The organism is Cyanobium sp. CH-040 (assembly GCF_024346135.1).
In the GTDB taxonomy this organism is placed as follows: Bacteria; Cyanobacteriota; Cyanobacteriia; order PCC-6307; family Cyanobiaceae; genus NIES-981.
In genome coordinates this window covers 162,322-174,728 of sequence record NZ_JAGQCJ010000005.1, presented here as the reverse complement: position 1 = coordinate 174,728, position 12,407 = coordinate 162,322, and the positions used below count along the sequence as shown (strand labels likewise).

Below are 12,407 nucleotides of genomic sequence, written 5' to 3'. Positions count from 1 at the left end.
GACCCTCCTGCCCCACCGCTGCCGAGGCCCTTGCCATGGAGGTGCGCTTCCGCGAGGTCGATCCCTTCAACTGCTGGATCTGGCTGCGCTTTCCCCATCCCCCCGGCCAGGGGGAGCGGGGCTATGTGGAAACCGCCTTCGACAGCTGGTTCTTCCTCGGCAAGCTGGGCGGCTTCAACGCCGAGAACCTCCAGGCCCACGAGGCCGAAGGCGGCGAGCTGAGCTGGATGGCCTACGACGCCGAGGCCGCCGTCCACGCCCAGCGGGCGCTGATGCACAACATGGGGCCGGTGGAATACCAGGGCTGCTGGGCCCGCTGCTGGGTGGATCTGGGCCTCAGCGACGCCGTCGCCCTCGACGTGCTGATCAACACCTTCAGCCAGCTCAGCATCGACGTGGTGGAGATCGACGAGCTGGTGATCGGCGGCGTCAACGACGACTGGCCGATCGAGGAGCAGCCCGAGGAGCTGCTGCCCTTCGCCGGCAGCTGAGCGCAGCGGCGTGGCGCGCGAATGGCGGCGGCTGCTGGTACCCCCCGCCCGGATCGCGGGCGCTGCGGTGACGCTGGAGCCATCCGAGGCCCACTACCTGCGCCGGGTGCTGCGGCTGCGGCCGGGGGAGCGCTTCGCCCTGGTGGATGGCGCCGGCCACCTCTGGAGCGCCACCCTCGCTCCCGAGACCCCCGGCGAGCCGGCCAGTGCCCTGCTCGAGCAGCCCCCCGGTCAGCCGCTGCAGAGCGAGCCGCCGCCCAAGCCCCGGCTGGCGCTGGCGGTGGCCCTGCCGCGCCAGGACGCCGACGTGCTGCTGCGCATGGCCTCCGAGCTGGGCATCGACCGGCTCACGCCCCTGCGTGCCGGCCGCAGCGCCGCCGCCGAGCCGCTGAAGCCCCAGCGGCAGGCGGCGATCCTGCGCGAGGCCAGCGAGCAGTGCGAGCGGCTGTGGCTGCCGTTGCTGGATCCCGTCCAGCCCGCCGAAGGGTGGCTTGCCTCACCGCCCGCATTGCCGCCTGGATTGCCGCCCGCCGCTGCCGCAGCGGCCGACGGGCAGCCCAAGGTGCTCGCCACAGCCCTCGGCCTGCTGGCCACCACCCGCCGCGAGGGGTTGCCTTCTCTGGAGCAGGCGCTGGCCGGGGTGCAGGCCGCGCCGGCCGCGGTGGTGGTGGCGATCGGGCCGGAAGGCGGCTGGACGCCGGCCGAGGAGCGGCAGGCCGAAGCGGCCGGGTGGCGACCCGTGAGCCTGGGGGCCACGATCCTGCGCAGCTCCACCGCCGCGGTCAGCGCCGCCGTCCTGATGGCCGCCTGGCGGCGGGGGCTCAGCTGCGGAACATCTCGTCCGCCATCGCCTTGAAGGTGGCCAGGTTGGCGCCGGCCTTGCGGCGGCGGCTGGGCACGGCGTTGGCCGGGTTGAGGCACTCCGGCGCGAAGGTGGCCTGGCTGGGTGCCGGCCGTGCCTCCTGGGCGGCGCGCAGCTCGGCGGCGATCGCCTCGGCGGTGGTGAGCACCGGCTGACCGCCGGCGGCCGGGGCGGGGGCCGCGGGGGCCGGGGCGGGGGCCGCGGGGGCGGGCTCCTTCACGGCCACCTGCACCGCTGCGGGAGCCGGAGCCTTCGGCGCCGCAGTGGGTGCCGCTTTGGAGGCCGCCTTGGGCTCGGCCTTGCCGGCGCTCTTCTCCGGGGCCTTGTCAGCGGGCTTGCTGAGGTCGAGGAAGAAGGAGTCCTTGCGCTTGAAGATCATCGGCGCTGCCGGCACGTGGGGCGATTATCCGCCGTCACGGCTCCGCAGCGGCGGCTCCCTTAGGGGTGTGCAACACACTGGGGCGGCCCGCCGCGGCCGCCGCCCTTGGCCCCCCTGCTCGCCGCCTTCAGCCCGCTGGCCCTGCCGGCGCCCCAGGAGCCGCTGGCCTGGCTGCTCGCCCTGGCCCTCAATGCGGCCCTGATCGCCGTCGCCCAGCGCCTGCCCCTGCTCACCCCCGCCGGCTGGGTGCATGCCGGCATCCTCGGCAGCGTGCTCTGGGGCTGCCTGGGTGTACGCGGCTGGCTGGCGGTGGTGGGTTACCTGCTGCTCGGCTCGCTCGTCACCCGGCTGGGCCTGCGCCGCAAGCAGGCCCAGGGCCTGGCCGAGGCCCGGGGCGGCCGCCGCGGGCCCGAGAACGTCTGGGGGTCGGCGGCCACCGGCGCCCTGCTGGCGATGGTGATCGCCCTGGCGCCGCCGGCCTGGCTGCCGACGCTGCTGGTGGGCTTCACCGCCAGCTTCGCCGCCAAGCTGGCCGACACCTGCGGCAGCGAGATCGGCAAGCGCTGGGGGCGCCGCACCGTGCTGATCACCACCCTGCGGCCCGTGCCGCCCGGCACCGAGGGGGCCATCAGCCTGGAGGGCACCCTCGCCAGCCTGGCGGGCAGTGTGGTGATGGTGCTGCTGGCCCTGGGCCTGGGGCTGCTGCCCGGCCCGCCGTCCGCCCTCACCGCCGCCCTGCTGATCGTCCTGGTGGGCCTGGCGGCCACGCTGCTGGAGAGCGTGATCGGTGCCACCGCCCAGCGCCGCTTCGCCTGGCTCAGCAACGAGCTGGTGAACGGCGTTCAGACCGCCCTGGCGGCAGCGCTGGCGATGCTCGCCTGGGGCTGGCTGGCGGCGTGACCGCAGGCTTCGGCCTCCGTTGCGCTGCCAGCACCGGCCTCGGCCCGCAGCCGCGCCAGCAGCGTCTGGGCCCGCTCCCGGCAGACGACGCTGCTGCAGCCCTGCAGCCGCGCCAGCTCCCGCCAGCTCAGGCCATCGATCCATCGGCCCTCCAGCAGCTCCCGCTGGGCGGGCTCGAGGCGCCGCAGTGCGCGCCGCAGCCAGCCGCGCTGGCCGTCGGCCCCGTCCTCGTCCCATGGCTCGCCGGGAGCGGCGACCAGCTCCAGCCAGGGGGGAGCGTCGGCGTCGTCGCCCGTGCCCGGGGCGGGTTGATCGAGGCTGCTCACCCGCAGGGCCCGCTTCACCCGGCCGGCCTCCTTCAGGCGCTCCAGGCTGCAGCCCAGGGCCGCCGCCAGCTCGTGGTCGGCCAGGCCCGCCAGCCCCGCCCCGCGGCGCTGCTCCACCAGCTTTTCGGCCCGCCGCTGCAGTTCCCGCAGGCGCCGGGGGGTGTGCAGCGGCTGGTCGCGGTCGCGCTGCTCCTGGAGCATGGCGCCGCGGATGTAGGGGATCGCGAAGCTGCTCAGGGCCACCCCCCGGGCGGCGTCGAAGCCATCCACCGCCCGGATCAGGCCCAGACAGCCGGTGGCGTGGAGCTCATCGAAGGGCCTGCCGGTGCGGCGGCTCTCCCGGCTGGCCACCAGCCGCACCAGGGCCAGGTTGTTCACCACCAGGGCGTTGCGCCAGTGCAGCCGCGCCTCGCAGCGGCGGCTGCGGCCCAGCTCCCGCAGCAGCGCCCGGTTGCGCTGGTGATGGGTGCCGGCGGCGGCGCCGCCTGCGGATGCGGGATCGGCCTGGCCGGCTCGGGGCCGGTGCGCGCTGGTCTGGGAGCCGGCCGCGTGGACGCGGCAGAGGGAACGGGACATGGCGGAACGGGACTGGACGGAACCGGCGTGAGAACCGTGGTTTCACGGTCGTTCCGCCCCGGGCGCATCCCTTCACCAGCACCGGCCTCGGTGCTCCCCCGAACGGGGGATGACGGCGCGCTCAGCGCAGCGCGGTGGTGAGCTGGAGCGGCTCCAGCCCCGCCCACGCCAGCAGTGCCGGCCACTGCCGCACCCGTTCGTACACCTGCCGGTGTCCGTCGCTGTTGAGGTGCAGGCCGTCGTCGCACAGCCACTGCGGCCAGCGGGGATCGGCCAGCAGATGGTCGAGCAGCGGCAGGAAGGGCACATCCGCCTCCAGGCAGGCTTCCTCCAGCAGGGCCTCGTAGCGCCGCACCTGTTCCAGCCCATACCAGAGCACCTCGGCGTAGGGCATCGCCTCCTCCAGCACCGGCGTCAGCCCCAGCACCAGCACCGGTGCGCTGGCGCGGGCCCGCTGCAGCAGCTGCTCCAGGCCGAACAGGAAGCCCTCCGGCTCCAGCTGGGGCCGGCCGTCGGGGCGGCCCACCCGGGCCGTGTCGTTGAGGCCCACCGCCAGCAGCACGCCGTGGGGACGCTGGCGGCGCAGCTCGCCGCGGCAGCCCACCTCGCTCTGCAGCCGGGCCGCCACCCGCTCCAGCCCGTCGCCGCGCACCCCCAGCGGGTAGAGCACCGGCGCCGCCGGCAGCCCCATCCAGTGGCGCCGCAGCCGCTCGCACCAGCCCCCCTCCTCCGGATCGCCCCAGCCGTACACACCGCTGTCGCCCAGCACGATCAGCTTGCGGGGCACGGCGACGGGCATCGGCAGCGGGGCGGGCGCGGACACGGCCCGATCCTGCACCAGCCCCCGGCCAGGCAGCATTGCCCCAGGCGTGGCGGCACCTCGGGCGTGGGCGGAACCTCAAGCGTGGGCGGAACCCCGGGCGGGGCGGCGAGTGGAACCTCGCGCGTGCCGGTGAGCGGAACCGCCCCTGATCGGCTGGCGGTGGAGGCGTTCCTGGCGGCGCCGGGGCCGCTGCTGGACGTGCGCACCCCCGCCGAGTTCGCCCAGGGCCACATTCCCGGCGCCCTCAACCTGCCCCTGTTCGACGACGCGGGCCGGGCCGAGGTGGGCACCCTCTACAAGGGCCAGGGCCGCCAGGCGGCGGTGCTGCGCGGTCTCGCCCTGGTGGGCCCGCGCCTGGAGGCGATGGGCGCCGAACTGACAAGGCGGGCCGCCGCCAGCCCCGGCGCGCCCCTGCGGCTGCTCTGCTGGCGCGGCGGCATGCGCAGCGCCAGCGTCGCCTGGCTGGCGGCCCAGCTCGACCTGCCGGCGGTGCTGATGGAGGGCGGCTACAAGGCCTACCGCCGCTGGGTGCTGGCCCAGTTCGAGCGGCCCTGGCCGCTGCGCCTGCTGGGGGGCCGCACCGGCACCGGCAAGACCGACCTGCTGCTCGCCCTGGCGGAGTGCGGCGTGGCCGTGGTGGACCTGGAGGGCCTGGCCCACCACCGCGGCAGCAGCTTCGGGGCCCTGGGCCTGCCGCCCCAGCCCAGCAGCGAGCACTACGAGAACCGCCTGGCCCTGGCCCTGCGCGGCCTGGAGGGAGCGCCCGAGATCTGGCTGGAGGCCGAGAGCGTGCAGGTGGGCCGCTGCCGCATCCCCGCCGGCCTCTGGCGGCAGATGAAGGCGGCGCCGGCGCTGGCGGTGCAGCGACCCCTGGAGCACCGCCTCGCCCAGCTGGTGCGCATCTACGGCGTGCAGGACCCGCAGGAGCTGGCCGAGGCCACCCGGCGCATCGCCCGTCGCCTCGGGCCCCAGCGCACCGCCGCCGCCCTGGAGGCGATCGCCGCGCGCGACTGGACCGCCGCCTGCCGCCAGATGCTCGACTACTACGACCGCTGCTACGACCACGACCTCAGCGCCCACACCAGCCAGCCGGTGGAGCTGGGGGAGCTCAGCGCCGAGGCTGCCGCCCAGCTGCTGCTGCAGCGTGGCCTGGTGGCGGGTAGCCGCTGAGGGCGCGGGCGCCGCTCAGCCGCTCAGCAGGCGTCGGCGCAGGCGGTCGCTGAGCTCTTCCCCCAGCAGCGTCAGTGCCGCATACACCAGCATCAGCGCCGCCAGCTGGTCATAGGCGAAGCCGCTCAGGGCCTCCAGCAGCTGGCTGCCCAGCCCCGTGGCCCCCACCAGTCCCACCACCACCGACTCGCGCAGGATCACGTCGGCCCGGTAGGCGCCGTAGGCCAGGTAGGGGCGGGCCAGGCCGCTGAAGCGCCCGTAGAGCAGGGCCAGCCGCGGGCCGCAGCCGGCCCCCAGCAGGGCCTGCTCGCGGCTCTCGCCGCTGTGCTCGGCGCTCTCCATCAGCAGCCGGCCCAGCACGCCCAGGTTGTGCAGGCCCAGGGCCAGGGCACCCGTGATCACCCCCGGTTTGAGCACCAGCAGCAGCAGCAGGGCGATCAGCGGCGGCGGCCACAGCCGTCCCAGGGCCCAGAGCACCTGCACCAGCCCCTGGCCCCAGGGCCAGGGGCTCACCAGCAGCAGCAGCAGCGGCGCCGTTCCCACCGCCAGGGCGGCGGCCAGCAGGGTGAGCACCAGGGTGTTGGCCACCAGCCTGGGCCAGGGCAGGGCCGCCACCGCCGCCCAGTCCGCCGGCGGCAGCGGCGGCAGCGGCTGCCAGCGCAGCAGGCTGGCCGGATCCACCTGCAGGCCCCAGGCCACCGCCACCAGCAGCGGCAGCAGCAGAACCGCCGCCAGCAGCAGCTCCCGCCCCCGCCGGCCCACCTCACGGCCGGGGGTGCCGCTGCCGGTGCTGCCGGTGTCGGAGCCGAGGCCGAAGCGGGCCGGCATCGTCCAGCGCCGCCGCAGCCAGCCCACCAGCCGCTCCAGCAGCAGCATCGCCGCCAGCAGCGCCCACAGGCCGGTCCACAGCTCCTCGAAGGCCAGCGACTGCAGCGTCAGCCGCAGCTCCGTGCCCAGGCCCCCCAGGCCGAACACCCCCAGCAGGGTGGCGCTGCGCAGGGCGCACTCCAGCCGGTAGCCGCCGTAGCTCAGCACCTGGGGCAGCAGCGGCGGCCCCAGGGCGGTGAGCAGGGCCGCCGGCTCCGCCACCCCGGCGGCGCGCAGGGCCTCCAGCCGGCCGGTGGGCAGGGCGTCGAGCTGGTCGCTCACCACCCGCGCCACCAGGGCGGCGAAGGGGATCGTGATCGCCAGCACCGCCACCGCCGGCTGCAGGCCCACCAGCTGCAGCAGCAGCAGGCCCCAGAGCAGTTCATGGATCGAGCGCGGCAGTGCCAGCAGCCTGCGGATCAGCTCCGCCCGGTGGCCCCACACCACGCGGGCGCTCAGCACCCCCAGTACCACTCCCAGGGCCAGGCTCAGGGCCCAGCCCAGCAGCGCAAGTCCGACGGTCACGGCCAGGCCGCGCAGCACCGAGGCCAGCACCAGCGGATCCAGCGACGGCCGCAGCGCCGCCAGGGCGAAGCGGCCCACCAGGTTCCAGCCGCCGCCATGGCTCAGGCCCGGCAGCAGCGCCAGCAGCGGCAGCAGCACCAGCGCCGGCAGCAGCGGCCACAGCGGCGCCGCCGGCCGCCAGCGGTCCGGTGCGGCCCAGCCGGGTTCCGCCAGCGCCGTCCCCGTGCTCATGCCGCCGCTCCGGCGTACAGCTCCGCCAGCAGGCCGGGGTCCAGCGCCGCCAGCGGCCGGTCGAACTGCACCCGCCCCGCCCGCAGCCCCACCACCCGGTCGAAGCCGCCCAGCAGGTCGGGCCGGTGCAGGCTGAGCAGCAGGGCGCGCGGGCTGTCGCCCTCCTCCAGCAGCAGCGCCAGCAGCTCGCCGGCCAGGCGGGGATCGAGGCTGGCCAGGGGCTCATCGGCCAGCAGCAGCGCCGGCTCCTGGCGCAGCAGCCGCCCCAGGGCCACCCGCTGCCGCTGGCCTCCCGACAGGGCCGCCACGGGCTGATCCAGCAGGGCCGGATCCAGATCGAGCCGGCGCAGCACCCGGGCGCAGGCCTCGCTCTCCAGCGGCAGCAGCAGGTTGAGCACTGCCCGCGGCCAGCCCCACTGCCCCAGGCGGCCGGCGTTGAGGTTCTGCTGCACGCTCAGCTCCTCGATCAGACGCAGGTCCTGCCAGAGGGTGCCGATGCGCGCCTGCTGGCGGCGCCGGGCGCGCGCGGAGCGGGCCCGGGGCTCCCCCTGCCACAGCACCCGGCCCCGATCGGGCACCAGCAGGCCGTTGGCCACCGCCAGCAGGGTGCTCTTGCCGGCGCCGCTGGGCCCCAGCAGCGCCACCCGCTCCCCCGCCCGCAGCCGCAGCGACACCGCCTGCAGCCGGGGCGTGCCCCGGCCGCGCACGTGGATGTCCTCCAGCTCCAGCAGGCAGGGCGCGGGCATCAGCGGATCTTGCCGATCTGGCGCCCCACCGCCTCGATGGCCGCGTACTGGTCGTTGCTGGCCGGCACGAAGCGCTCGGCGCCGAACAGCTCCAGGATCTGGGCCTGGCGCGGATCCTTGGCGCTGAGGCCGGTGAAGGCCTGCTCCAGCCGCTCGGTGAAGCCCTGGCCGTAGTCCGTGTCCAGGTTCGGCTGCACCACCCAGGTGTAGTTGGCATAGCCCGGCGTGCGCCAGAGCTCCACCACCTTGCTGGTGTCCACCTTGCCCTCCGCCAGGCGGCTTTCCCACACCTCCTCGTTCACCACGCCAGCGTCGTAGGTGCCGCTCTGCACCAGGGCGATCAGAGCGTCGTGGCTGCCGCTGAAGCCCGGGTTGCCGCCGGCGAAGTCGCTCAGCTGCACGCCGGCCTGGTTGAGGAAGTGCTGGGGCATCAGACGGCCGGAGGTGGAGCTCTCCGAGCCGAAGGTGAAGCGCTTGCCCCTGAGCTGCTGCAGGCCGCTCTGCTCCGTGAAGGGTTTGAGGCCGCTGCCGGCGCTGGCGATGAACACGCTGCGGAAGGAGCGGTCGATGTCGCGCTGGGCCAGGGCGCGGGCGCCGGGCTTCTGCAGCCAGGCCTGCACGCCGGTGAGGCCGCCGAACCACACCAGGTCGAGATCGCCGGTGCGGAAGGCGCTCACGGCTGCGGTGTAGTCCGTCACCGGCACGAAGCGCACCGGCACCTTGAGCTGCTCGCTCAGCTCATCGGCCACCAGGCCGTAGAGGCGGTTGAGTTTTTCGGGGTTCTGGTCGGGAATGGCGCCGATGCGCAGCACCCGCTTCTCCTGCGGACGGGCGGCTTCGCTGCTGGCGCCATCGGCAGCGGGGTCGCCGCCGGAGTCGGGTCGGGGGGAACAGGCCGTTGGCAGCAGGCCGATCAGCAGCAGGCCGGCGAGCGCAACGGCCCAGCGTTCTCGGGCAGTCATCGGATGAAGGGGAAATGACGACCCCCCGATCCTGCCCGCCGGAGTGACTGCCCCCGGCAGCGTCTGTTGCCCCAGCCTCAGAGGCTGGCCAGGAAGCGTCCCAGCCGGGCCAGGCCGTCCTCGATGGTGGCGGCGGAGGCCGCGCAGGAGAGGCGGATGCAGCGGTCGTCGCCGAAGGCCACTCCCGGCACCACCGCCAGCCCCACCTCATCCAGCAGCCGGTTGCACAGCTGCATCGAATCGAGGCCGTAGTGGCTGAGGTCGGGAAAGGCGTAGAAGGCCCCCTCCGGCGGCTGCAGGGTGAGCCCGGGGATGGCGCGCAGCCCGTCGCTGAGCAGGGCCCGGCGGCGGCTGAAGGCCTCGGCCATGGCCTGCACGCAGTCGCGCGGGCCGTTCACCGCCGCCAGGGCGCCGTACTGGGCGAAGGTGCAGACGTTGCTGGTGGTCTGGCTCTGCAGGGCGGCGGCGGCGCTGATCACCGGCTGGGGGGCCACCAGCCAGCCGATGCGCCAGCCGGTCATCGCCCAGCCCTTGGCGCAGCCGTTGACGATGAACACCCGGTCGGCCAGGTCGGGCGCCAGGCCGGCCAGGCTCACGTGCTCCTGCCCCGGACCCACCAGGAATTCGTAGATCTCGTCGCACACCACCGCCACATGGGGATGGCGGCGCAGCACCGCCGCGATCGCCTCCAGCTCGCTGCGGTGCAGCACCGTGCCGGTGGGGTTGCCGGGGCTGTTCAGCACCAGCAGCCGGCTGGCGGGGGTGATCGCCGCCTCCAGCTGGGCGGCGGTGAGACGGAAGCCCTGGCCGGCGCCGCTGGGCAGCTCCACCACCCGGGCGCCGGCCATGCGGGCGATCTCCGGGTAGCTCAGCCAGTAGGGCGAGGGCAGCAGCACCTCGTCGCCGGGCTCCAGCAGCACCTGGAAGAGGTTGTAGAGCGCCTGCTTGCCGCCGTTGGTCACCAGCACCTCGGCGGCGCTGGTGGGGCGGCCGTTCTCCCGGCCGGTCTTGGCGGCGATCGCCTCCCGCAGCGCCGGTTCGCCGGCGGCGGGCCCGTAGCGGGTCAGCCCGGCCTCGAGGGCCTCCGCCGCCGCCCTCCGGATGAAGTCCGGCGTCTCGAAGTCCGGTTCGCCGGCGCTGAGGCTGCAGATGTCGCGGCCGTCGGCCCGCAGCTGCTTGGCCTTGGCGGCGATCTCCAGGGTGAGGGAGGGCTTCAGGGCCCGGGCCCGGGTGCTCAGCCGCTCGGCCGGACTGAGGCTGAGCGCCGGCCTGGGTGCGGGCATCGCGGTGGCGGGTAGGGGGTGATCCGGGGTCTGAACCTCCGGCACCTGGGCAACAGGGGTCACGCTGACCGGCATCCCGGAGGTCGGCATCGGCGGCGGTGCCGGCTTGGGATCGGCGCGGCGTGATGGGCTACCCGCGTATCCTGCCGCACCAATCGCCACTGTTCAGGGGGCGATTCCGGCTCCGATTCACACTTCTCACACTTCCTTTCGCGCCGCGGGCGGGGCCGGCGCGCGCGGCAGGATGACCGCCATGGACCCCCCATCCCTGCCGCTGCAGCTGCCGCTGGGCGAGGCCAGCCCCGGCCCGATCGCAGCCGACCTCGGGCAGCTGGGGGACGACTGCCGCCGCTGCCGCCGCTGCGGCCTGGCCGACGGCCGCACGCACGTGGTGGTGAGCCGCGGCAACCCCGCCGCCCGGCTGATGGTGATCGGCGAGGGCCCCGGTGCCCAGGAGGACGCCACCGGCCAGCCCTTCGTGGGCCGGGCCGGCCAGCTGCTCGACCAGATGCTGGCCAGCGTGGCGATCGACTCCAACCGCGACGCCTACATCTGCAATGTGGTGAAGTGCCGCCCCCCCGGCAACCGCAAACCCACGGCGCTGGAGATCGAGGCCTGCAGGCCCTGGCTGGAGCAGCAGATCCGCCTGGTGGATCCGGCCGTGATCCTGCTCGCCGGCGCCTCCGCCCTGGAGGGGGTGCTGGGCATCAAGGGGGGCATCACCCGCCTGCGCGGCCAGTGGCGCCGGGGTGAGCGCGAGCCGCTGGCGGGCCGCTGGCTGATGCCGATCCTGCATCCCTCCTATCTGCTGCGCAATCCGTCGCGCCAGCAGGGCAGCCCCAAGTGGCTGACCTGGCACGACCTGCAGGACGTGCGCCGCCGCCTCGACCAGCTGGAGGAGCCGCGGCAACCCGTCAGCTGAACCCCCTCCTGTGACAGCCTTGGGCCCATCCCTGGCCCCGCCCCCGCCATGACCGGCACCCTGGCCCGCCCCGACGGTTCCCCGTCCGCCGCTCCGGCGGGATCGGCGGCCGACTGGGCCAGCAATCCCCGTTACGACACGCTGATCCGGCGCCGCAAGACCCGCAGCGTGCGCGTGGGTGACGTGTGGATCGGCAGCGACCACCCGGTGGTGGTGCAGTCGATGATCAACGAGGACACCCTCGACATCGAGGGGGCCACCGCCGGCATCCGCCGCCTGCACGAGGCGGGCTGCGAGATCGTGCGCGTCACGGTGCCGTCGCTGGCCCACGCCAGGGCGATGGGCGAGATCCGACAGCGGCTGGAGAGCACCTACCAGCCGGTGCCGCTGGTGGCCGACGTGCACCACAACGGCATGAAGATCGCCCTGGAGGTGGTGCAGCACGTGGACAAGGTGCGCATCAACCCGGGACTGTTCGTGTTCGACAAGCCCGACCCCAACCGCACCGAATTCACGGATGCGGAGATCGCCGCCATCGGCGAGCGCATCACCGCCACCTTCGAGCCCCTGGTGAAGGTGCTCAAGGAGCAGGACAAGGCCCTGCGCATCGGCGTCAACCACGGCTCCCTGGCCGAGCGGATGCTGTTCCGCTACGGCGACACCCCCCTGGGGATGGTGGAGAGCGCAATGGAGTTCATCCACATCTGCGACCGCCTCGACTTCCACAACATCGTGGTGTCGATGAAGGCCTCACGGGCGCCGGTGATGATGGCTGCCTACCGGATGATGGCCGACCGCATGGATGCGGAGGGGTTCCACTACCCCCTGCATCTGGGCGTGACCGAGGCCGGCGACGGCGACTACGGCCGGGTGAAGAGCACCGCCGGCATCGCACCGCTGCTGGCCGAGGGCATCGGCGACACGATCCGCGTCTCGCTCACCGAGGCTCCCGAGAAGGAGATCCCCGTCTGCTACTCGATCCTGCAGGCCCTGGGCCTGAGGAAAACGATGGTGGAGTACGTGGCCTGCCCCAGCTGCGGCCGCACCCTGTTCAACCTCGAGGAGGTGCTGCACCAGGTGCGCAGCGCCACCGCCCACCTCACCGGCCTCGACATCGCCGTGATGGGCTGCATCGTCAATGGCCCCGGCGAGATGGCCGATGCCGACTACGGCTATGTGGGCAAGACCCCCGGCACCATCTCCCTCTACCGCGGCCGGGAGGAGATCCGGCGGGTTCCGGAGGCCGAGGGGGTGGAGGCCCTGATCGCCCTGATCAAGGAGGACGGCCGCTGGGTGGACCCCTGAGGCCTTCGGGTCACGCTCAGCATCCAGGCGCTGAATCGC

At 74.4% G+C, this 12,407-nt stretch carries 13 protein-coding genes; 6 read left to right on the top strand and 7 right to left on the bottom strand.

The window, feature by feature from the left end; genetic code table 11:
* Positions 1 to 35: 35 nt before the first annotated feature.
* A complete protein-coding gene (locus KBY90_RS06965; RefSeq protein WP_254967786.1) occupies positions 36 to 491 on the top strand; it encodes a DUF3531 family protein in 456 nt (151 codons plus the stop codon).
* Between the two features lie 10 nt (positions 492 to 501).
* The gene (locus KBY90_RS06960) at positions 502 to 1,347 is read left to right on the top strand and encodes a 16S rRNA (uracil(1498)-N(3))-methyltransferase (protein WP_254967785.1); all 846 of its coding nucleotides are present in this window, start codon (positions 502 to 504) and stop codon (positions 1,345 to 1,347) included.
* Here KBY90_RS06960 and KBY90_RS06955 read toward each other — a convergent pair.
* Complete coding sequence (locus KBY90_RS06955; RefSeq protein ID WP_254967783.1) at positions 1,313 to 1,732, bottom strand: hypothetical protein; 420 nt, start codon at positions 1,730 to 1,732, stop codon at positions 1,313 to 1,315. The two genes, KBY90_RS06960 and KBY90_RS06955, sit on opposite strands and share 35 nt — an antisense overlap.
* Positions 1,733 to 1,846: 114 nt before the next feature.
* Here KBY90_RS06955 and KBY90_RS06950 point away from each other — a divergent pair, with 114 nt between their 5' ends.
* Positions 1,847 to 2,632 (top strand): DUF92 domain-containing protein, encoded by a 786-nt coding sequence (locus tag KBY90_RS06950; RefSeq protein ID WP_254967815.1) that lies wholly within the window; start codon positions 1,847 to 1,849, stop codon positions 2,630 to 2,632.
* On the opposite strand, the gene KBY90_RS06945 is transcribed toward KBY90_RS06950, so the two are convergent.
* Positions 2,575 to 3,534, bottom strand: coding sequence for a sigma-70 family RNA polymerase sigma factor (locus KBY90_RS06945; RefSeq protein ID WP_254967782.1), 960 nt, complete (start codon positions 3,532 to 3,534; stop codon positions 2,575 to 2,577). The two genes, KBY90_RS06950 and KBY90_RS06945, sit on opposite strands and share 58 nt — an antisense overlap.
* 121 nt (positions 3,535 to 3,655) lie before the next feature.
* A complete protein-coding gene (locus tag KBY90_RS06940; protein WP_254967814.1) occupies positions 3,656 to 4,333 on the bottom strand; it encodes a GDSL-type esterase/lipase family protein in 678 nt (225 codons plus the stop codon).
* 153 nt (positions 4,334 to 4,486) lie between these two features.
* Between KBY90_RS06940 and mnmH the strand changes: the two genes are divergently transcribed.
* A complete protein-coding gene (gene mnmH / locus KBY90_RS06935; RefSeq protein WP_254967781.1) occupies positions 4,487 to 5,527 on the top strand; it encodes a tRNA 2-selenouridine(34) synthase MnmH in 1,041 nt (346 codons plus the stop codon).
* Between the two features lie 15 nt (positions 5,528 to 5,542).
* On the opposite strand, the gene KBY90_RS06930 is transcribed toward mnmH, so the two are convergent.
* The 4 genes from KBY90_RS06930 to KBY90_RS06915 form a co-directional block, all read right to left on the bottom strand.
* Positions 5,543 to 7,150, bottom strand: coding sequence for an ABC transporter permease (locus KBY90_RS06930; RefSeq protein ID WP_254967780.1), 1,608 nt, complete (start codon positions 7,148 to 7,150; stop codon positions 5,543 to 5,545).
* Positions 7,147 to 7,896 carry an ATP-binding cassette domain-containing protein gene (locus tag KBY90_RS06925; RefSeq protein ID WP_254967779.1) on the bottom strand — a complete coding sequence of 250 codons (750 nt, stop codon included), beginning with the start codon at positions 7,894 to 7,896 and terminating at the stop codon, positions 7,147 to 7,149. Before KBY90_RS06925 ends, KBY90_RS06930 begins: the two co-directional genes overlap by 4 nt.
* On the bottom strand, positions 7,896 to 8,858 hold the full coding sequence (locus tag KBY90_RS06920) for a putative selenate ABC transporter substrate-binding protein (protein ID WP_254967778.1): 963 nt from the start codon (positions 8,856 to 8,858) through the stop codon (positions 7,896 to 7,898). Before KBY90_RS06920 ends, KBY90_RS06925 begins: the two co-directional genes overlap by 1 nt.
* Before the next feature lie 77 nt (positions 8,859 to 8,935).
* Positions 8,936 to 10,141, bottom strand: a complete 1,206-nt coding sequence (locus tag KBY90_RS06915; RefSeq protein ID WP_254967777.1) for a pyridoxal phosphate-dependent aminotransferase — start codon at positions 10,139 to 10,141, stop codon at positions 8,936 to 8,938.
* 253 nt (positions 10,142 to 10,394) lie between these two features.
* On the opposite strand from KBY90_RS06915, the gene KBY90_RS06910 reads away from it, so the two are divergent.
* Both KBY90_RS06910 and ispG read left to right on the top strand, forming a co-directional pair.
* Positions 10,395 to 11,063 carry a uracil-DNA glycosylase family protein gene (locus KBY90_RS06910; RefSeq protein ID WP_254967776.1) on the top strand — a complete coding sequence of 223 codons (669 nt, stop codon included), beginning with the start codon at positions 10,395 to 10,397 and terminating at the stop codon, positions 11,061 to 11,063.
* Between the two features lie 48 nt (positions 11,064 to 11,111).
* Complete coding sequence (gene ispG / locus KBY90_RS06905; RefSeq protein WP_254967775.1) at positions 11,112 to 12,368, top strand: (E)-4-hydroxy-3-methylbut-2-enyl-diphosphate synthase; 1,257 nt, start codon at positions 11,112 to 11,114, stop codon at positions 12,366 to 12,368.
* Positions 12,369 to 12,407 lie beyond the last annotated feature (39 nt).